Raw genomic sequence first — 21,703 nt, 5'->3', positions numbered from 1 at the left:
TTCACGCGTCCTCCCGGCGGCGGCTGCGGGCCATGAGGACCAGGCCGCCGACGAGGACCGACAGCCCCAGCAGCAGCTGCCACAGCTCGATCTCGGCGCCCGTGCCCGGGAGCGGGATGCCGCCACCGTTGCCGTCGGTGCCGCCGTCGCCGCCGTCGCCGCCCTGGGTGGGCGGGTTCGTCGGCGGGGTGGTGGGCGGCGTGGTGTCGCCGAAGTCGATGACGACGGTGTCCTCGTTGCCCTCGACGACGTCGCCGCCCGGGTCGGTCGCGACGACCGTGGCGTCGTTGGTGATGCTGCCGGCGCGGATGTCGGCCGCGGTGATGGTGTACGGATCGGCCACGCAGGTGATCGTGGCGCCGGGCTGCAGGACCCCGCCGCCCGGGCACCGGACCGTGAGCCCGGCCTCGTCGAGCATCGGGTCGTCGATCCGCACGTCGCGGGCCGGGGCGTCGCCGGTGTTGGTGACGACGAACTCGTAGACGACCTGGTCGCCGACGTCGGTCGACCCGCTGTTGTCGATGTCGATGATCCGGCGCACGTTCTTGTCGAGCGCCAGGTCGGCCTGGCCCGCGGGCGGGGCCGGGACCGGGGTGACCGTCGAGTCGGGCACCGAGACGACCGGCGTGCCGCCCGGGTCGGTGCCGCGGACCGTGGCGGTGTTGCGCACCGCGCCGGCCGCGACGTCGCCGGCGGTGATGGTGTAGGTCGCGCTGCAGGTGAGCGTGGCGCCGGCGGCGACGACCGCACTCGGGCAGGTGACCGCGACCAGCGGGTCGTCGACCACGACGCCGGTGATGGGCAGCGAGCCGGTGTTGCTGACCACGAACGTGTAATCGATGGTGTCGCCGGCGTCGACGCGACCGTTGCCGTTGGCGTCGACCGGGTCGCCCGCCTGCTTGTCGACGGTCAGGGACGACGTCCCGGTGCCGGGCACGGGCGTGATGACCGAGTCGGTGTCGGTCACGTCGGGCCCGGTCGGCGGGGTGCCGACCACCGTGGACGGGTTGGTGACCGAGCCGGCCGCGATGTCGGCCGGCGTCAGCGTGTAGACGACCGTGCAGGTCGTCGACTCGCCGGGCGCCAGCGTCGTGGTCGGGCAGACCACCGTGCCGGGCAGACCGTCGGTCACCGTCACGTTCGTGAGCGTGACCCCGCCGGTGTTGGTCACCACGAAGCTGTAGGTGATGGTGTCGCCGGCGTCGACGACCCCGTTGCCGTTGGCGTCGACGATCGGGCCGGCCGTCTCGACCAGGTCGATCGCGGCCGCGGTCGGGATCGGCGTGACGACGGAGTCGGTGTCGGTCACGTCGGGCCCGGACGGCGGGGTGCCGGCGACCGTGGACGGGTTGGTCACCGAGCCGGCCGCGATGTCGGCCGGGGTCAGCGTGTAGACGACCGTGCACGTCATCGACGCACCGGGCGCCAGCGTCGTGGTCGGGCAGACCACCGTGCCGGGCAGCCCGTCGGTGACGGTCACGTTCGTGAGCGTCACGCCGCCGGTGTTGGTGACCAGGAACGAGTAGGTGATCGTGTCGCCGGCGTCGATCACGCCGTTGCCGTTGGCGTCGAACGGCGGCGCCGCCGACTCGACCAGGCTGATGCTCGGCGTCGCGGTGAGCGGCGTCGAGACCGTGTCGGTGTCGGTGACCGGCGCACCGGTCGGCGGGTTGCCCGTCACCGAGCTCGGGTTGGTGACCGAGCCGGCTTCGATCTCGGCCTGCGTGATGGTGTGCGTGGCCGTGCAGGTCATCGACTGTCCGGGCGCCAACGTGGAAGTCGGGCAGGTGATGGTCGTGTCGGCCAGGCCGTCGGTCACGGTCACGCCGGTCAGCGTCGTCGAGCCGGTGTTGGTCACGACGAAGGTGTAGGCGATGGTGTCGCCGGCGTCGATGACGCCGTTGCCGTTGGCGTCGACCGGGACGCCGGCCGACTCGACCAGGTCGATCGACGGCGAGGCGTCGAGCGGCGTGGACACGGAGTCGGTGTCGGTGACGGCCGGGCCGGTCGGCGGGGTGCCGGTGACCGACGACGGGTTGGTGACGACGCCGGCGTCGATGTCGGCCTGCGTGAGCGTGTAGGTGACGGTGCAGGTCGTGGAGCCACCGGGCGCCAGGATCGTGGTCGGGCAGACCACCGTGCCGGGCAGTCCGCCGGTCACGGTCACGTTCGTGAGCGTGACACCACCGGTGTTGGTGACCACGAAGCTGTAGGTGATCGTGTCGCCGGCGTCGATCACGCCGTTGCCGTTGGCGTCGAACGGCGGCGCGGCGGTCTCGTCGAGGCTGATGCTCGGCGTCGAGACCAGCGGCGTCGTCTCGGTGTCGTCGTCGGTGACGACCGCGCCGGTCGGCGGGGTGCCGACGACGGAGCTCGGGTTGACGACCTGACCGGCGTCGATCTCGACCTGCGTGATCGTGTGCGTCGCGGTGCAGGTGAACGAGGCACCGGGGGCCAGCGTGGTGGCCGGGCAGACGATCGTGGTGTCGGCCAGACCGTCGGTGACCGTCACGTTGGTCAGCGTCACGCCACCGGTGTTGGTGACCAAGAACGAGTAGGCGATGGTGTCACCGGCGTCGATCACGCCGTTGCCGTTGGCGTCGAACGGCGCCGCGGCACTCTCGTCGAGGCTGATGCTCGGTGTCGCGGTGAGCGGCGTCGTGACCGTGTCGGTGTCGGTCACCGGCGCCCCGGTCGGCGGGTTGCCGGTCACCGAGCTCGGGTTGGTGACCGAGCCGGCGTCGATCTCGGCCTGAATGATCGTGTGCGTGGCCGTGCAGGTGAACGACGCACCGGGCGCCAGCGTGGTGCCCGGGCAGGCGATGGTCGTGTCGCCGAGACCGTCGGTCACGGTCACGCCGGTCAGCGTCGTCGTGCCGGTGTTGGTGACCACGAACGAGTAGGTGATCGTGTCGCCGGCGTCGACGATGCCGTTGCCGTTGGCGTCGACGGGGGCCGCCGCGGACTCGACGAGGTCGATGCTCGCGGCCTGGGCCAGCGGGGTGGTGACCGAGTCGGTGTCGGTGACCGGGGCGCCCGTGGGCGGGTTGCCGGTGACCGCGCTCGGGTTGACGACCTGACCGGCGTTGATCTCGGCCTGGGTGATCGTGTGGGTGGACGTGCAAGTGATCGACTGCCCGGGCGCCAGGGTGGTGGTCGGGCACACGATCGTGGTGTCGGCCAGCCCGTCGGTGACGGTGACGCCGGTCAGCGTGACGCCGCCGGTGTTCGTGACGACGTAGCTGTAGGCGATCGTGTCGCCGGCGTCGATGCGGCCGTTGCCGTTCGCGTCGACCGGAGGCGCGGCCGACTCGACGAGGTCGATCGACGGGGTAAACACGAGCGGCGTCGTCTCGGTGTCGTCGTCGGTGACCACCGGCCCGGTCGGCGGGGTGCCGACGACGGTGCTCGGGTTGACGACCTGGCCGGCGTCGATCTCGGCCTGCGTGACCACGTGCGTCGCGGTGCAGGTGAACGACGCACCCGGAGCCAGCGTCGTGGCCGGGCAGACGACCGTGGTGTCAGCCAGCCCGTCGGTGACCGTCACGTTGGTCAGCGTGACGCCGCCGGTGTTGGTGACCAGGAACGAGTAGGTGATGGTGTCGCCGGCGTCGATCCGTCCGTTGCCGTTCGCGTCGACGGGGGCGGCCGCCGACTCGTCGAGGCTGATGCTCGGCGTGGCCGTGAGCGGGGTGACCTCGGTGTCGGAGGCCGTGACCGTGGCGCCGTCGGGCGCGGTGCCGACGACGGTGCTCGGGTTGACGACCTGGCCGGCGTCGATCTCGGCCTGCGTGATCGTGTGCGTGGCCGTGCAGGTGAAGGACGCACCGGGTGCGAGCGTCGTGGCCGGGCAGACGACCGTGGTGTCGGCCAGCCCGTCGGTGACGGTCACGCCGGCCAGCGTCACCGTGCCCGTGTTGGTGACCAGGAACGAGTAGGCGATCGTGTCGCCGGCGTCGATGCGACCGTTGCCGTTCGCGTCGAACGGAGCCGCGGCGGTCTCGTCGAGCGTGATCGCCGGGGCGGCGGTGAGCGGCGTCGTCTCGGTGTCGGACGCCGTGACGACCGGCCCGGTCGGCGGGGTGCCGACGACGGTGCTCGGGTTGACGACCTGGCCGGCGTCGATCTCGGCCTGCGTGATCGTGTGCGTGGCCGTGCAGGTGAAGAACGCACCGGGGGCCAGCGTGGTGGCCGGGCAGACGATCGTGGTGTCGGCGAGCCCGTCGGTGACGGTGACGCCGGTGAGCGTGACCGTGCCGGTGTTGGTGACCAGGAACGAGTAGGCGATCGTGTCGCCGGCGTCGATCCGACCGTTGCCGTTCGCGTCGAACGGGGCCGCGGCGGTCTCGTCGAGCGCGATGCTCGCGGTGGCGGCCAGCGGCGTGGTCACCGAGTCGTCGTCGGTGACGACCGGACCGGTCGGCGGGGTGCCGACGACGGTGCTCGGGTTCACGACCTGGCCGGCGTTGATCTCGGCCTGCGTGATCGTGTGGGTCGCGGTGCAGGTCGTCGAGGCGCCGGGCAGCAGCGTGGTGGTCGGGCAGACGACCGTGGTGTCGGCCAGCCCGTCGGTGACCGTCACGTTGGTCAGCGTCACGCCACCGGTGTTGGTGACCAGGAAGCTGTAGGTGATCGTGTCGCCGGCGTCGATCCGACCGTTGCCGTTCGCGTCGACCGGGTCAGCCGCCGTCTCGTCGAGGCTGATCGACGGCGTGGCGGCGAGTGGCGTGGTCTCGGTGTCGTCGTCGGTGACCACCGGGCCGACCGGCGGGGTGCCGACGACGGTGCTCGGGTTGACGACCTGGCCGGCGTCGATCTCGGCCTGCGTGATCGTGTGGGTCGCAGTGCAGGTGGTCGAGGCACCGGGCGCCAGCGTGGTGACCGGGCAGACGACCGTGGTGTCGGCGAGGCCGTCGGTCACGGTCACGTTCGTCAACGTCACGCCACCGGTGTTGGTGACCAGGAAGCTGTAGACGATCGTGTCGCCGGCGTCGATGATCCCGTTGCCGTTGGCGTCGAACGGCGCCGCGGCGCTCTCGTCGAGGCTGATGCTCGGCGTCGCGTTCAGCGGCGTCGTCTCGGTGTCGTCGTCGGTGACCACCGGGCCGACCGGCGGGGTACCGACGACGGTGCTCGGGTTGACGACCTGGCCGGCGTCGATCTCGGCCTGCGTGATCGTGTGCGTGGCCGTGCAGGTGAACGAGGCACCGGGCGCCAGGGTCGTGGACGGGCACACGATCGTGGTGTCGGCCAGCCCGTCGGTCACGGTCACGCCGGTGAGCGTCACGGTGCCGGTGTTGGTGACCACGAAGCTGTAGGCGATGGTGTCACCGGCGTCGATGACCCCGTTGCCGTTGGCGTCGAAGGGCGCCGCGGCGCTCTCGTCGAGGTCGATCGAGGCGACGGACCCGAGCGGGACCGCGGTCGAGTCGGGCAGCGACTCGATCTCCTCACCGCTGGGCGGCGTGGCGAGCGCCGTGGCGGTGTTGAGCACGGCTCCGCCGTCGACGTCGGCCTGGGTGATCGTGTAGCTCGCCTGGCAGGTGAGGTCCGCTCCGGGAGCGAGCACGATCGTCGGGCAGGTGACGTCGTCGAGCGACGGGTCGTCGACGTCGACGTCGGTGAGCGGCACGTTGCCGGTGTTGGTGACCACGAACGTGTAGGTGATCGTGTCGCCGGCCTCGGGCGAGCCGTCACCGTCGTTGTCGGTGGGGGCACCGGCCGACTTATCGACCACGACCAGCTCGATCGGGCTAGTCGGTGTCGTCGTGCTGTCCGGCGCCGAGGTGACCGGGTCGCCGCCCGGTGTCGTGCCGGAGGCGGTCGCGGTGTTGACGACCGCGCCGGCGTCGAGGTCGGCCTGGGTGACGGTGTAGGTGGCGCTGCAGGTGACCGTGGCTCCGGGGGCCAGCGTGGCCCCGCAGGCCTGGGCGCCGACGAGCGGGTCGTCGATGCTGATGCCGGTCAGCGTCTGCACTCCGGTGTTGGTGACCTCGAAGGAGTACTCGATCGTGTCACCGACGTCGGTCAGACCGTTGCCGTTGACGTCGGTCGGCGTCGCGGCGGTCTTGTCGAGCACCAGGGACGTGTCGGTCGACGTGGGGGTCGACGTCGAGTCGGGCGCCGAGACGGCTCCCTGCCCGTTGGCCCCCGTGCCGCGGGCGGTCGCGGTGTTCTCGACGCTGCCGGCGTCGACGTCGGCCTGCGTGATCGTGTAGGCCGCGGTGCACCGCGTGGTCGCCCCGGGCGTCAGCGTCGTGGTCGGGCAGGTGACGGCGGTGCCGATGGTGGCGTCGTCGATCGTGAGGCCGGTCACGGTCGTGGCGCCGGTGTTGGTGACCACGAACGCGTAGGGGATGGTGTCGCCGGCCTCGATGCGACCGTCGACGTCGACGTCGACCGGCACGCCGGCCTGCTTGTCGAGGGTCAGCGTCGCGGGCACCTCGAGCGGGGTGCTCGTCGTGTCCGGGGTCGAGGTGAACTCCGGCCCCGTCGGCGGGATGCCGCTGGCGGTGGCCGAGTTCTGCACCGACCCGGCGTTCACGTCGGCGAGCGTGATCACGTAGACGCGGGTGCAGGTCAGGGCGGCACCGGGCAGCAGGCTCGTGGCCGGGCAGGTGACCGCGCCGACCTTGGGGTCGTTGACGCGGACCTCGCTCATCGACACGGCGCCGTTGTTGGTGACCACGAAGGTGTAGGCGATCGTGTCGCCGGCGTCGAGGCGGCCGTTGCCGTTGGCGTCGACCGGGGCTGCGGCCGACTTGTCGATGACGAGCGAGGCGACGGCCGAGGTCGGGGTCGTGGTCGAGTCGGGCGGCGAGGTCACGAGCTGGTTGCCCGGGCCGCGACCGGTGGCGGTGGCGGTGTTGTTCACCGCACCGGCGTCGACGTCGGCCTGCGTGATCGTGTAGCTCGCGGTGCAGACGGTGAAGGCGTCGGGGGCCAGGGTGGTCTGCGGGCAGGTGATCGGCGCGACCTTCGGGTCGGTGATCGCGACCTGGGTCAGGGTCTGGGCGCCCTGGTTGTCGACCCGGAAGGTGTACGGGATGGTGTCGCCGGCGTCGACCCGGCCGTTGCCGTTGACGTCGACGGGCGTGCCCGCGACCTTGTCGACGGCGAGGCGACGGATGGTCGACGTGGTCGTGGTGGTCGACGAGGCGAGCGAGGTGACCGGCGGGCCGCTCGGTGGGGTGCCGGTCGCCGTGGCCGAGTTGACGACGCTGCCGAGGTCGACGTCGGCCTGGGTGATCGTGTAAAGCGCGGTGCAGGTCACGGAGGCACCGGGGGCCAGCGTGGTCTGGGGGCACGACACGGTGCCGACCTTGGGGTCGTTGACGACGACGCCGGTGAGCGTGGTGTCGCCGGTGTTGGTGACCACGAAGGTGTAGGGGATGGTGTCGCCGGCGTCGACGCGGCCGTTGCCGTTGACGTTGTTGACCGGACCAGCCGTCTTCTGGATCGTCAGCGCCGACGCGGTCGACGTCGAGGTCGACGTCGAGTCGGGCAGTGATCCGATCTGCGGGCCGACCGGAGGCAGGCCCTGGGCCGTGGCGGTGTTGTTGACGGCGCCGGCGTTCACGTCGGCCTGCGTGATGCGATAGGTGGCAGTGCAGGTCGTCGTCTGGTTCGGGTTCAGCACCGTGGTCGGGCACGCGACCGCGCCGACCGTGGCGTCGGTGATGCCGACCCCGGTGAGGGTCGTGGTCCCGGTGTTGGTGACCACGAACCGGAACGGGATGGTGTCGCCGGCGTCGACCCGGCCGTTGCCGTTGCCGTCGATCACGGTGCCGGCCTGCTTGTCGAGCAGCAACGAGGCCGTGCGGCCGGTGGGCGTCGTGGTCGTGCTCGGCGCCGAGGTGATCGGGGCCCCGGCCGGTGGGGTGCCGGTCGCGGTGGCGGTGTTGGCGACAGAGCCCGAGTTCGTGTCGGCGAGCGTCACGGTGTAGGTCGCGGTGCAGGTGACCGAGGCCCCGGGCGGGAGCGTCGTCGTCGGGCAGTTCACGCCGGCGACCTTGGCGTCGTTGACCACGATGCCGGTCAGCGTCTGCGAGCCGGTGTTGGTGACGATGAAGCGGTAGCCGAGCTGGTCGCCGGTGTCGAGCAGGCCGTTGCCGTTCGTGTCAGTCTGGCTCGCGACCTGCTTGAGGATCGTGAGGGTGTTGGTGGTGTTGGTCGCCGTCGTGGTGGTGTCGGGAGGCGACGTCACCGGGCCACCGGTCGGCGGCGTACCGGTCGCCGTGGCGGTGTTGACCACCGAGCCGGCGTTCACGTCGGCCTGGGTGATCGTGTAGCTCACCGTGCAGGTGACCGACGCCTCCTGCTGCACCGTGCTCGGCGTGCAGGTGACCGGGCCGGTCTTGGAGTCGTTGACGACGACGCCGGTGAGGGTGACGGTGCCGGTGTTCGTGACCACGAACGAGTACGGGATCGTGTCGCCGGCGTCGACGCGGCCGTTGCCGTTGACGTCGACCGGGGTGCCGGCGGTCTTGTCGATCGCGATCGAGCGCTGCACGGTCAGCTGCGTCGTCGCCGAGCTCGGGGCCGAGGTCACCGGCCCGCTCGGTGAGGTGGCCGTGGCGGTGGCGGTGTTCACCACGGGCGCGGCGTCGACGTCGGCCTGCGTAATCGTGTAGGTGGCCGTGCACGTGATCGTCTGGCCTGGCGCGAGCGTCGTGCCCGGGCAGGCCACGGCGCCGACCCGGGCGTCGTTGATCACCAGGCCGGTCAACGTGACCGAGCCGGTGTTGGTGACGGCGAACGAGTACGGGATCTGGTCGCCGGCGTCGAGGCGGCCGTCGGAGTCGACGTCGATGCCGGTGCCGGCGGTCTTGACCAGGGCGAGCGTCGAGACGGCGGTCGTGGGCGTCGAGGTCGAGTCGGGGTCGGAGGTGACGGCCGGGCCGTTCGGCGGGGTGCCGGTGGCGGTGGCGGTGTTGACGACCGAGCCGGCGTCGACGTCGGCCTGGGTGACGGTGTAGCTCGCCGTGCAGGTCTCGGTCTCGCCCGGCGCGAGCGTGGTGGTCGGGCAGACGGTCGCGGCGACCTCCGGGTCGTTGATGCCGACGAGGGTCAGGGTGACCGCGCCGGTGTTCACGACCACGAAGCGGTAGGCGATCGTGTCGCCGGCGTCGACCCGGCCGTTGCTGTTGACGTCGACCGGCGCAGCGGCCTGCTTGTCGACCGTCATCGTGGCGGTGGCGGTGGTCGGCGTCGTCGTGGACGACGGGGCCGAGGTCACGGCCGGGCCGGTGGTCGGGGTGCCCGTGGCGGTGGCGGTGTTCACGACCGAGCCGCCGTCGACGTCGGCCTGCGTGATCGTGTAGGTCTTCGTGCACGACAGGCTCGTGCCCGGGAGCAGCGGGGTCGTCGGGCAGGTGACCGGGCCGGCCTTGGCGTCGTTGATCGTGATCGCGTTGAGCGTCTGCGCGCCGTTGTTGGTGACGATGAAGGTGTAGGCGATCGTGTCGCCGGCGTCGACCCGGCCGTTGGTGTTGACGTCGACCGGCGCGGCGGCCTGCTTGAGCAGGGAGATCGCGCGCAGCGTCGAGGTGGGGGTCGAGGTCGAGTCGGGCGCCGAGGTGATGGCCGGGCCCGTCGGCGGCGTGCCGGTGGCGGTGGCGGTGTTGTTGACCGCACCGGAGTTCACGTCGGTCTGGGTGATCGCGTAGGTCTTCGTGCAGGTGACGGTGGCGCCGGGCGCCAGCGTGGTCGGCGAGCAGGTGACCGGCCCGATCTTGGCGTCGGTCACCCCGACCGCGGTGAGGGTCTGTGCGCCGGTGTTGGTGATCACGAACGAGTAGGCGATGGTGTCGCCGGCGTCGGTGCGGCCGTTGCCGTTGGCGTCGACCGGGGCGGCGGCCTGCTTGTCGAAGGACAGCGAGCGTGCCGTCGAGGTCGGCGTGGTGGTGGTCGCCGTCGGCGAGGTGATGGCGGGGCCGGTCGGCGGCGTGCCCGACGCGGTGGCCACGTTGACGACCGCGCCGGCGTCGACGTCGGCCTGCGTGATGGCGTAGGTCTTCGTGCAGGTGACCGAGGCGCCCGCGGCGAGCGTCGTCGGTGAGCAGGTCACCGGGCCGACCTTCGGGTCGTTCACCCCGACGCCGGTCAGCGTGACCGCACCGGTGTTGGTGACCACGAACGTGTAGGCGATCGTGTCGCCGACGTCGACGCGGCCGTTGGTGTTGACGTCGACCGGCGTCGCGGCCTGCTTGGTCAGGCCGATCGTCGTCGCCGTCGAGGTCGCCGTCGTCGTCGAGTCGGGCGCCGAGGTGAGCGTCGTGCCGTCGGGCGTCGTCACGGCCGCCGTCGCGGTGTTGACCACGGAGCCGGCGTTCACGTCGGCCTGGGTGATCGTGTACGTCTTGGCGCAGGTGAGGCTGGTGCCCGGCTGCACCGTGGTGCTGCCACAGGTCACGGGCCCGATCTTCGGGTCGTCGATCGTGACGCCGGTCAGGCTCACGGCGCCGGTGTTCGAGACCACGAAGCTGTAGGCGATCGTGTCGCCGGCGTCGACGCGGCCGTTGCCGTTGACGTCGACCGGCGCGGCCGACTGCTTGTCGAAGACGAACGCGGCGACCTGGCTGGTGGGCGTCGACGTCGAGTCGGGCGACGAGGTGACCGCCGGTCCGGTGCTGGGCGTGCCCGACGCGGTGGCGGTGTTGTCGACCGTGCCGGCGTTCACGTCGGCCTGGGTGATCGTGTAGGTCTTCGTGCACGTGACGCTCGTGTTGGGCGCCAGCGTCGTCGGGCTGCAGGTGACGGGGCCGATCTTCGGGTCGCTCACCGCGACCCCGGTGAGCGCGCCGGCGCCGGTGTTGGTGACCACGAAGGTGTAGAGGATCGTGTCGCCGGCGTCGACGCGGCCGTTGGTGTTGACGTCGACCGGGGTCGCGGACTGCTTGTCCAGCAGGATGGAGCGGGTCGTCGACGTCGGCGTCGTCGTGGAGGACGGCGTGGAGGAGATGCGCGTGCCCGTGGGCGGCAGACCGCTCGCGGTCGCGGTGTTGACGACCGTGCCGGCCTCGACGTCGGCCTGCGTGATCGTGTAGCTCGCCGTGCACGACGTCGAGGTGCCGGGCAGCAGCGGTGCGGTCGAGCACGTCGCTCCCCCGGTGCGGCTGTCGGCGATCTGGATGCCGGTCAGCGTCTGGGCGCCGGTGTTGGTGACCACGAACGTGTAGGGGATCGTGTCGCCGGCGTCGATGCGCTGGTTGGTGTTCACGTCGACGGGCGTACCGGCCTGCTTGTCCAGCGAGACCGAGCGGACCGTCGAGGTCGGCGTGGCGGTGTTGTCGGGCAACGAGGTGATCGCCGGCCCGGACGGCGGGGTGCCCGAGGCGGTGGCGGTGTTGTTGACCGAGCCGCCGTCGACGTCGGGCTGGGTGATCGCGTAGACCTTGGTGCAGGTGACCGAGGCACCGGGCGTCAGCGTGGTGGTCGGGCAGGTGACGGCGCCGATCTTGGTGTCGGTGACGCCGACGGAGGTGAGCGTCTGCGCACCGGTGTTCGTGATCACGAACGAGTAGAGGATGGTGTCGCCGGCGTCGACGCGGCCGTTGGTGTTGACGTCGACCGGCGCGGCCGCCGACTTGGCGAGCGTGACCGCCCGCAGCGTCGAGGTCGGCGTCGACGTCGACGACGGGGCGCTCGTCACCGTGGCCCCGCCGGGAGCGGTGCCGCTCGAGGTGGCGCTGTTGTCGACCCTGCCGAGGTTCACGTCGGCCTGGGTGACCGTGTAGGAGGCCGTGCAGGTCAGGGTGGCGCCGGGCTGCAGCGTGGTCGCCGGGCACGAGACGGCACCCACCTTGAGGTCGGTCACCCCGACGCCGGTCAGCGTGACCGCGCCGGTGTTGGAGACCAGGAACGTGTAGGCGATGGTGTCGCCGGCGTCGGTGCGGCCGTTGCCGTTGACGTCGGCGGGGGCACCGGCCGACTTCACGAGGCCGATGGTCTGCACGTTGGACGTCGTGGTCGAGGTGCCGACCGGGTCGCTCGACAGCGTGGCGCCGCTCGGCGTGGTCGCGCGACCGGTGGCGTTGTTGAGCACCGACCCGGAGTTCACGTCGGCCTGGGTGATCGTGTAGGTCGCCGAGCAGGTGGTGGTCGCGTTCGGCGCCAGCGTGGTGGTCGCGCAGGTCACGGTGCCGACCTTCGGGTCGTTGATGCCGACCAGGCTCAGCGTGACCGTGCCGGTGTTCTGCGCGGTGAAGCTGTAGGTGATCGTGTCGCCGGCGTCGATGCGCCCGTTGGTGTTCGGGTCGGTGGGCGTGCCGGCGGTCTTGGTGATGACCAGCGACGGCTGGTCGGCGGTGTCCACCGTCGACGTCGCCACGTTGGAGAGCACCGCGGGCCCGGTCGGCGGGGTACCGCTCGCCCGCGCGGTGTTGACGACCGCGCCGTTGTCGACGTCGGCCTGGGTGATCGTGTAGGTCTTCGTGCAGGTGACGCTCGCGCCCGGGAGCAGCGTGGTCGTCGAGCACGTGACCGGGCCGACCTTCGGGTCGTTGATGGTCACGCCGGTGAGCGTGACGGCGCCGGAGTTGCTGGCCACGAAGGTGTAGGTGACGACGTCGCCGGCGTCGACGAGGCCGTTGCCGTTCGGGTCGGTGGTGCCGGTCGCCGTCTTGGTCAGCGACAGGCCGCTGGCGGAACTCGTCGGCGTCGTCGTCGAGTCGGACGGCGAGGTGACGGTCGCCCCGCCGGGCAGGGTGCCCGTGGCGTTGGCGGTGTTGTTGACCGCGCCGGCGTCGACGTCGACCTGGACGATCGTGTAGGTCTTCGTGCAGGTGACGCTCGCACCGGGCGCCAGCGTCGTGGTCGGGCAGGTGACCGGGGCCAGCTTCGGGTCGTTGATCGCGAGGTTCGAGATCGTGCGCGCACCGGCGTTGGAGACGACGAACGTGTAGACGATCGTGTCACCGGCGTCGATCTGGCCGTTGGTGTTGACGTCGGTCGGCGCGGCCGACTGCTTGTCGAAGGTGAGGCCGACGACCGTCGACGTCGGCGTCGAGGTGCCGCTGGTGTTCGAGCTGATCGGGCCACCGGTGGGCGGGGTGCCCTGGGCGACGGCGGTGTTGACGACGGCGCCGGCGTCGGCGTCGGCCTGGGTGATCGTGTAGGCCGGGGCCGTGCAGGTCACGCTCGCACCCGGCTGCAGGGTGGTCGGGACGCACGTGACGGCGCCCACCTTGGGGTCGGTGACGCCGACGGCGGTGAGTGTCTGGGCGCCGGTGTTGGTGACCAGGAACGAGTAGGTGATGCGGTCGCCGGCGTCGATGCGTCCGTTGGTGTTGACGTCGACCGGGGCGGCCGCGCTCTTGGCGAGCGAGAGCGTCCGCAGCGTCGAGGTGGGCGTCGTCGTCGACGCGTTCGGCGAGGTGACCGTGGCCCCGCCCGGGTTGACGCCGGTGGCGTTGGCGGTGTTGACCACCGAGCCGGTGTTCACGTCGGCCTGGGTGATCGTGTAGGTCTTCGTGCACGTGACGCTCGCACCGGGGGCCAGCGTGGTGCTCGGGCAGGTGACGGGGCCGACCTTCGGGTCGTTCACGGTGATCGAGGTCAGGGTCTGCGCGCCGGTGTTGGTGACCACGAACGAGTAGGCGATCGTGTCGCCGGCGTCGGTGCGGCCGTTGGTGTTCACGTCGACCGGGGCGCCGGCGCCCTTGACCAGCGTGATCGTGCTCGTCGTGTTGGTCGGCGTCGAGGTGCCGCTGGTGTTCGAGCTGATCGGCCCGCCGGTCGGCGGCGTGCCCTGCGCGACGGCGGTGTTGACCACGGCACCGGCGTTCACGTCGGCCTGCGTGATCACGTAGGGAGCGGCCGTGCACGTGACGCTCGCGCCCGGCGCCAGCGTGGTCGGGGCACAGGTGACCGCGCCCACCTTGGCGTCGGTCACCCCCACCGCGGTGAGCGTCTGCGCACCGGTGTTCGTGACCAGGAAGCTGTAGGTGATGCGGTCGCCGGCGTCGACCCGGCCGTTGGAGTTCACGTCGACCGGGGCGCCGGCCGTCTTGGTCAGCGACAGCGTGCGCACGGTCGAGGTCGGCGTCGTCACCGTGGACGGCGCGGAGGTGACCGTCGTGCCGCCCGGGTTCGTGCCGGACGCCGTGGCGGTGTTGACGATGCTGCCGGTGTTCACGTCGGCCTGGGTGATCGTGTAGGTCTGCGTGCACGTGACGCTCGCGTTCGGCGCCAGGGTGGTCGTCGAGCAGGTGACGGGGCCGACCTTCGGGTCGTTCACCGCGACACCGGTCAGCGTCTGCGCACCGGTGTTGGTGACCACGAAGCTGTAGGTGACAGTGTCGTTGGCGTCGACCCGGCCGTTGGCGTTCACGTCGACCGGCGTCGCCGCGCTCTTGACGAGCGTGATCGTGCTCGTGGTGCTGGTCGGGGTCGAGGTGCCGCTGGTGTTCGAGCTGATCGGACCGCCGGTGGGCGGGGTGCCCTGCGCGGTGGCGGTGTTGACCACGGCGCCGGCGTTCACGTCGGCCTGCGCGATCGTGTACGGGGCCGCCGTGCAGGTGACGCTCGCGCCGGGCGCCAGCGTGGTCGGGGCACAGGTGACCGCGCCGACCTTCGCGTCGGTCACCCCCACCGCAGTGAGCGTCTGCGCACCGGTGTTCGTGACCAGGAACGAGTAGGCGATCGTGTCGCCGGCGTCGACCCGGCCGTTGGTGTTCACGTCGACCGGCGTCGCCGCCGTCTTGGTCAGCGACAGCGAGCGGAGCACCGACGTCGGCGTCGTGGTGGACGACGGGGACGACGTCACGGTGCCACCGCCGGGGTTGGTGCCCGATGCGGTGGCGGTGTTGACGATGCTGCCGGTGTTCACGTCGGCCTGGGTGATCGTGTAGGTCTGCGTGCACGTGACGCTCGCGTTCGGCGCCAGGGTGGTCGTCGAGCAGGTGACGGGGCCGACCTTCGGGTCGTTGACCGCGACGCCGGTCAGCGTCTGCGCACCGGTGTTGGTGACCACGAAGGAGTAGGCGATCGTGTCACCGGCGTCGACCCGGCCGTTGGCGTTCACGTCGACCGGCGTCGCCGCGCTCTTGACGAGCGTGATCGTGCTCGTGGTGTTGGTCGGGGTCGAGGTGCCGCTGGTGTTCGAGCTGATCGGGCTGCCGGTGGGCGGCGTGCCCTGTGCGGTCGCGGTGTTGACCACGGCGCCGGCGTTCACGTCGGCCTGCGTGATCGTGTACGTCTTCGTGCAGGTGACCTGGGCGGCCGGTGCCAGCGTCGTCGGGCTGCAGGTGACCGGGCCGACCTTCGCGTCGGTGATGCCCACGGCGGTCAGGGTCTGCGCGCCGGTGTTGGTGACCAGGAAGGAGTAGGCGATGGTGTCGCCGGCGTCGACCCGGCCGTTGGTGTTCACGTCGACCGGGGCGGCCGCGGTCTTGAGGAGCGTGAGCGAGCGGATGGTCGAGGTCGGCGTCGTCGTCGAGGACGGCGCCGAGCCGATGACGGCACCGGTGGGCGTGGTGCCCTGCGCCGTCGCGGTGTTGGGCACTGAGCCGGCGTTCACGTCGGCCTGGGTGATCGTGTAGGTCTTCGTGCACGTGACGCTCGCGCCCGCCGCGAGGGTGGTCGGGGTGCAGGTCACGGGTCCGACCTTGGCGTCGGTGACGCCGACCGACGTGAGTGTCTGGGCGCCGGTGTTGGTGATGAGGAAGCTGTAGGCGATGGTGTCGCCGGCGTCGACCCGGCCGTTGGTGTTGACGTCGACGGGCGTCGCGGCGCTCTTGGTCAGGGTGATCGTCGTCGTCGTGTTGGTCGGCGTCGAGGTGCCGCTCGTGTTCGACGTAATGGGCCCGCCGGTCGGCGGGGTGCCCTGCGCGGTGGCGGTGTTGACCACGGCGCCGGCGTTGACGTCGGCCTGCGTGATCGCGTACGGCGCGGCCGTGCAGGTGACGCTCGCGCCGGGTGCGAGGGTGGTCGGCGTGCAGGTCACGGGTCCGACCTTGGCGTCGGTGACGCCGACCGACGTGAGTGTCTGGGCTCCGGTGTTGGTGACCACGAAGCTGTAGGCGATGGTGTCGCCGACGTCGACCCGGCCGTTGGTGTTCACGTCGACCGGCGTGCCGGCCGACTTGGCCAGCGAGACCCCGCGCAGCGTCGACGTCGGCGTCGACGTGGTCGACGGCGCCGAGGTGATGACCCCTCCCCCGGGCGTCGTGCCCTGGGCGGTCGCGGTGTTGTCGACCGCGCCGGTGTTCACGTCGGCCTGCGTGATCGTGTACGTCTTCGTGCAGGTCACGCTCGCACCGGGCGCGAGGGTGGTCGGCGTGCAGGTCACGGGCCCGACCTTGGCGTCGGTGACGCCGACCGACGTCAGCGTCTGCGAGCCGGTGTTGGTGATCAGGAAGCTGTAGGCGATGGTGTCGCCGGCGTCGGTGCGCCCGTTGCTGTTGACGTCGATCGGCGCGGCGGCCGACTTGGTCAGCGTGATGGTGGTGACCGTCGACGTCGTCGTCGACGTCGAGTCGGGCGCCGACGTGATCACAGCACCGGTGGGCGGCGCGCCCTGCGCCGTGGCGGTGTTGAGCACGGCGCCGGCGTTCACGTCGGCCTGCGTGATCGTGTAGGTCTTCGTGCAGGTGATGGTCGCTCCCGGCGCGACCGTCGTCACCGCGCACGTCACCGGTGCGAGCTTGGCGTCGTTGATGCCCACGGCGGTGAGCGTCTGCGCGCCGGTGTTGGTGACCAGGAACGAGTAGGCGATGGTGTCACCGGCGTCGACGCGACCGTTGTTGTTGACGTCGGTGGGCGTCGCCGCGACCTTGTCGAGCGCGATGCCCCGCAGCGTCGAGGTCGGCGTCGTGGTGCTGGACGGCGCGGAGGTCACGGTGCCGCCGGTCGGCCGGGTGCCGGTGGCGGTCGCGGTGTTGACGACCGACTCGGCGTTCACGTCGGCCTGGGTGATCGGGTACGACTTCGTGCAGGTCACGCTCGCCCCGGGGGCGAGCGTGGTGCTCGGGCAGGTGACCGCGCCGACCTTGGCGTCGTTGATCGTCACCGCGCTGAGCGTGACCGCTCCGGTGTTGGTGACCAGGAAGCTGTACGGGATGGTGTCGCCGGCGTCGACCCGGCCGTTGCCGTTGACGTCGACCGGCGTGCCGGCCGACTTCACGAGGGTGAGGGTCGCGGCGGTCGAGGTGGGCGTGGTCGTGCTCGAGGGCGACGACGTCACGAGGGCGTTGGCCGGGTTGCGCCCGTTCGCGGTCGCGGTGTTGGCCACGCTGCCGCCGTCGACGTCGGCCTGGGTGACCGTGTAGGCCTTCGTGCAGGTGACGCTCGCGCCGGGAGCCAGCGTGGTGCTCGGGCAGGTGACCGGACCGACCTTGGCGTCGGCGACCGCGACCGCGGTGAGGGTCTGGGCGCCGGTGTTGGTGATCAGGAAGCTGTAGGTGATGGTGTCGCCGGCGTCGGTGCGGCCGTTGTTGTTGACGTCGACCGGCGTGCCGGCGGTCTTGGTGAGCGAGATCGTCGACAGCGTCGACGTCGGCGTCGAGGTGCTGCTGTTGTTCGAGGTGATGGCCGCGCCCGTCGGCGGCGTGCCCGACGCCGTGGCGGTGTTGTTGACCGCGCCGGCGTTCACGTCGGCCTGGGTGACGGTGTAGGTGGCCGTGCAGGTGGTGGTGCCGCCCGGCTGCAGGGTCGTGACCGGGCAGGAGGCGCCGGTGACCTTCGGGTCGTTGATCACGACGCCGGTCAGCGTCTGGGCGCCGGTGTTGGTGACCAGGAACGTGTAGGCGATGGTGTCGCCGGCGTCGGTGCGGCCGTTCGTGTTGACGTCGGTGACGCTGCCGACCGACTTGGTCAGCGTGATCGTGCGCACCGTGCTGGTCGGGGTCGACGTCGTCGCCGGCGTCGAGCTGACCCGCACGCCGCCTGGCGACGTGCCGGCCGCGACCGCGCTGTTGGCGACCGCGCCGGTGTTCACGTCGGCCTGGGTGATCGTGTACGACTTCGTGCAGGTCACGCCGGCGCCGGGGGCGAGGGTCGTGGTCGGGCAGGTGATCGCGCCGACCTTGGCGTCGGTGATCGCCACGCCGGTGAGCGTCTGCGGGCCGGTGTTGGTGACCACGAACGTGTAGGTGATCGTGTCGCCGGCGTCGACGCGACCGTTGGTGTTGACGTCGACCGGCGTGCCCGCGGTCTTGGTGAGGGCGATCGTGTTGGCCGCGCTCGTCGCGACGGTGTTGGTGCTCTGCGCCGTCGTGGCCGCGCCCGTCGGCGGGGTGCCGCTCGCCGTGGCGGTGTTGACGACCGAGCCGGAGTCGGCGTCGGTCTGGGTGATCGTGTAGGGCGCCGAGGTGCAGGTGGTCGAGGCGTTGGGCGCGAGGGTGGTGACCGGGCAGCTGGTGCCGGTGACCTTCGGGTCGGTCACGCCGACCGCGGTGAGCGTGACGTCGCCGGTGTTGGTGACCAGGAAGCTGTAGGTGATCCGGTCGCCGGCGTCGACGCGACCGTTGGCGTTGACGTCGACCGGCGCGGCGTTGCTCTTGACGAGGGTGATCGCCTTCAAGGTGCTGGTGGGGATGCTGCGCGACGCGGTCGCGGTGACCGCGGGCCCGGTGGGCGGCGTCCCCGACGTCGTCGCGGTGTTGTTGATGGTGCCGGCGTTCACGTCGGCTTGGGTGACCGGGTAGGCCGCCGCCGTGCAGGTGGTCGAGGCGCCGGGCGCGAGCGTGGTGGCCGGGCAGGTGACCGCGCCGACCTTGGCGTCGGTGACCCCGACGCCGGTCAGGGTGACGTTGCCGGTGTTGGTGACCACGAAGGTGTAGGTGACGGTGTCACCGGCGTTGAGCCGGGTGTCGGCGCCCGGGTTCGGCGTGGCGTTCTTGACCAGGGCGATGGCCGGGTTGCGCGTGATGGGCAGGGTGTTCGTGGCCGTCGCGGTCGCGTTCGGGAGTCCGGCGACGGACGAGACACCGGTGGCGGAGGCGTTGTTGACCACCGATCCGGCGTTCACGTCGGCCTGGGTGAGCGTGTAGGTCGCGGTGCAGGTGCGGCTCGCGCCCGGAGCCAGGGTGCCGGCGGGGCAGGTGACGGTGCCGACCTTCGGGTCGGTCACGGTGACCGAGGAGAGCGCCACGTTGCCGGTGTTGGTGACGACGAACGAGTAGGGCACCGTCGACCCGGCCGTCTGGCCGGTGGGGGTGCCCGCGGTCTTGGTCAGGGTGATCGCCGGGACGAGGGGCACGTTGGTGAACAGGCAGTAGACCGCCGTGCCGTCGGTGCCGGCCCCCGTGGGCATCGTGAAGGTCGCGACGTTGCCCGAGCCCGAGGCCAGGGTGGCCCCGGTGTTGAGGTTGGTGCAGCTGTAGGTGACGGCGTACTGGTTGGTCGAGATGCCGGTCTGGGTGAAGGTGTAGCTCTGGCCGTCGAGACCGAGCAGCGTGCCCGCGGTCTCGGCCGCGGTGTCCTGCAGGCCGGTGTCGGTGCCGGCCGTCGTGCCGGTCGAGCCCGGCGTGGCCGAGGTGATGCCCCCGCCGGTGATCGCGACCGTGGCCTGGTCGCCGGAGCTCGCGCGGCCGTTGGGGAAGCTCACCTGGCCCTTGAGCGTGTTCGGGGACGAGCACGAGGCGGCGTCCACCGCGCCGCCGGTCGTGGCCCCGCCGAGGTTGGCGGTCTGGGTGGCCTCGATGGCCCCCGTCGACGGGTTGACCGTACGGATCGTGTTGTCGTTGGTGAGGTAGAGGCGGCGGTCGCCCTGGCCGCCGAAGGCGATGCCGTTGGCGAGGCCGCCGGTCGAGGACGCGTCGTTGATCGTGGCGATCAGCTTCGCCGTCAGCGTGATCGGGGTGCCGGCGGCGGTCGGGATGGTCTCGTTGACCGAGAACAGGAGCGCCTGGGTGAGGCTGGCGTTGACCAGGAACAGCCCGTTCTGGTTGTCGAAGGCGATGTCGCCGTTGCCCGGCAGGGTGCCGGTCGGCTGTGCGGTGACGCCGGTGGCGACCTGGCCGAGGGCCGAGCCGGTCAGCGGGTTGAACCCGAACAGGTTGAACGTGGTGCCGCCGTAGCCGCCGAAGTAGTAGATGCCCGTGCGCGGGTTGACCGCGCCGTGGGTGATGGTGCCGATCGTGGCGGTCGGGATGGTGATCGAGCCGAGGAGCGTGACGGCGGCGGTGGTGCGGTCGTAGGAGTAGACGCGACGCACGTTGGCGTCGGCCTGCGAGTTCACGACGCCGTAGATCACGTTGCCGTTGTCGCTGATGGCGAGGGCGTTGAGGTTGGCGGTGTCGGCGACGCCGGGCTGGCTGCCGAAGGCGACGCCGGCCGCGGTGAGCACGCCCGTCGACGGCACGATCGAGTAGACCGCCCGGGGGGCGGCACCCTGCAGCACGTAGATGCTCGAGCAGTTCAGCGGCGACTGGCCGATGTTGACCCGGTAGTCCTCGGTCTCGCCGGAGTCGGTGCGACCGTTGGCCGCGATCGCCGCCGTGCCGTAGGCCGCGCGGAAGCGGGCGTACGTCGTCCCGCCGGCCGTGCCGCTCGGCACGGTCCAGGTCAGGGGCACGCTGGAGGCACCCGCCGCGAACGTCGTGCAGGCGCGCTCGGCGAGCTCGAAGGCGTTGCTGCGGTTGAAGTCCATCCAGCCGCACACGGCACCGGACTTGCTGGCCCCGGAGATCGGCACCGTGACCGTGTAGCCGTTGGTGACGCCGATCGCGGACGCCGGGATGTTGGGTGGCTGGGGATCGAAGGCGTCCTCGTCGGCACCGTCGCCGTTGAGCCCGGTGTTGTCGGCACCCGCGGCGACCGAGTTGGCGCTGGTGGTGGGGTTGACGGCGCCGGTGTTGTCGGCGTCGATCGTGGCCCCGAGCTTGAGGTCGCCCACGGTGTTGGAGGCGGCGACGGTGCCCTCGTAGGTGGTCGGCGCGTCGCCCTGGTCCTCGCTGACCGAGGCCACGATGTTGAACGCGTCGTCGAACGGCAGCACCGTCGAGCCGCCGAGAGCCACGCTGACCTGCGACAACGAGAACGTCAGGCTGGTCACGGTGCCGCTCACGTTGACGCTGCCGCAACCGGCGTTGGCCGCGGTCGCCGGGTTCGTGCCCGCGGTGTCGCACTGGGTGCTCAGGTTGGCGGTGATCGCATCGATGGTGTTGCCGTTGAGGATGCGCAGGTTGCTCGAGCCGGGACGGATGGCCCCGAGGGTCGCGCCGGCCGGGGTGGACGACGCCAGCGTGAGCCGGTTGCGCCCGCGCGTGGCCTGGGTCGTCGAGCCCTGGACGCCGGCCTGGCTGCCGAGGCCGGAGACGTGGATGACGGGGTCGGTGACGGGCTGGCTGAAGCTGATCGTCATCGTGCCGAGCCCGGTACAGGTCGCCCCGGCCGTGCAGCTGTCCGGGAGCGTCGTGACCATCCGGAACGCGGGCGTCGTCGTCGGCAACGGAGGCGAGTAGGCCTGCACACCGCTCGAGCTGACGGTGCCGGCGGCGTCCTGGATGGTCGTCGCGGCGGTGCCGTCGACCGTCGAGATCGTCTGCACGAGTCCGTTCGACATCGTGATGGTGCCGGTGCGGGCACCGACCACGCCCGTGCGCGGGTCGCCGGCGGCCGGGGCGACGTCGGCCTCGGCCGGCGTGCCGGGCGTCAGCACCGGCACGAGCGCGGCGACGAGCGCCGCCGAGACGACGACGCGGACGGTGTGGCGCGGCAGGACCCGCCGCCGGCGGAGGACGCGAGGGAGGACGCTCAC

At 71.4% G+C, this 21,703-nt stretch carries 1 protein-coding gene; it reads right to left on the bottom strand.

Going from position 1 to position 21,703, the window contains the following annotated elements; all coding sequences use genetic code 11:
* Window position 1: 1 nt before the first annotated feature.
* Complete coding sequence (locus tag ABFT23_RS19350; protein ID WP_347898179.1) at window positions 2-21,703, bottom strand: DUF7507 domain-containing protein; 21,702 nt, start codon at window positions 21,701-21,703, stop codon at window positions 2-4.

It is taken from the genome of Nocardioides secundeburneus (assembly GCF_039939255.1).
Taxonomy (GTDB): domain Bacteria; phylum Actinomycetota; class Actinomycetes; order Propionibacteriales; family Nocardioidaceae; genus Nocardioides.
Note: the sequence above shows the minus strand (reverse complement) of the source record. Positions and strands in the feature narration are given on the sequence as shown.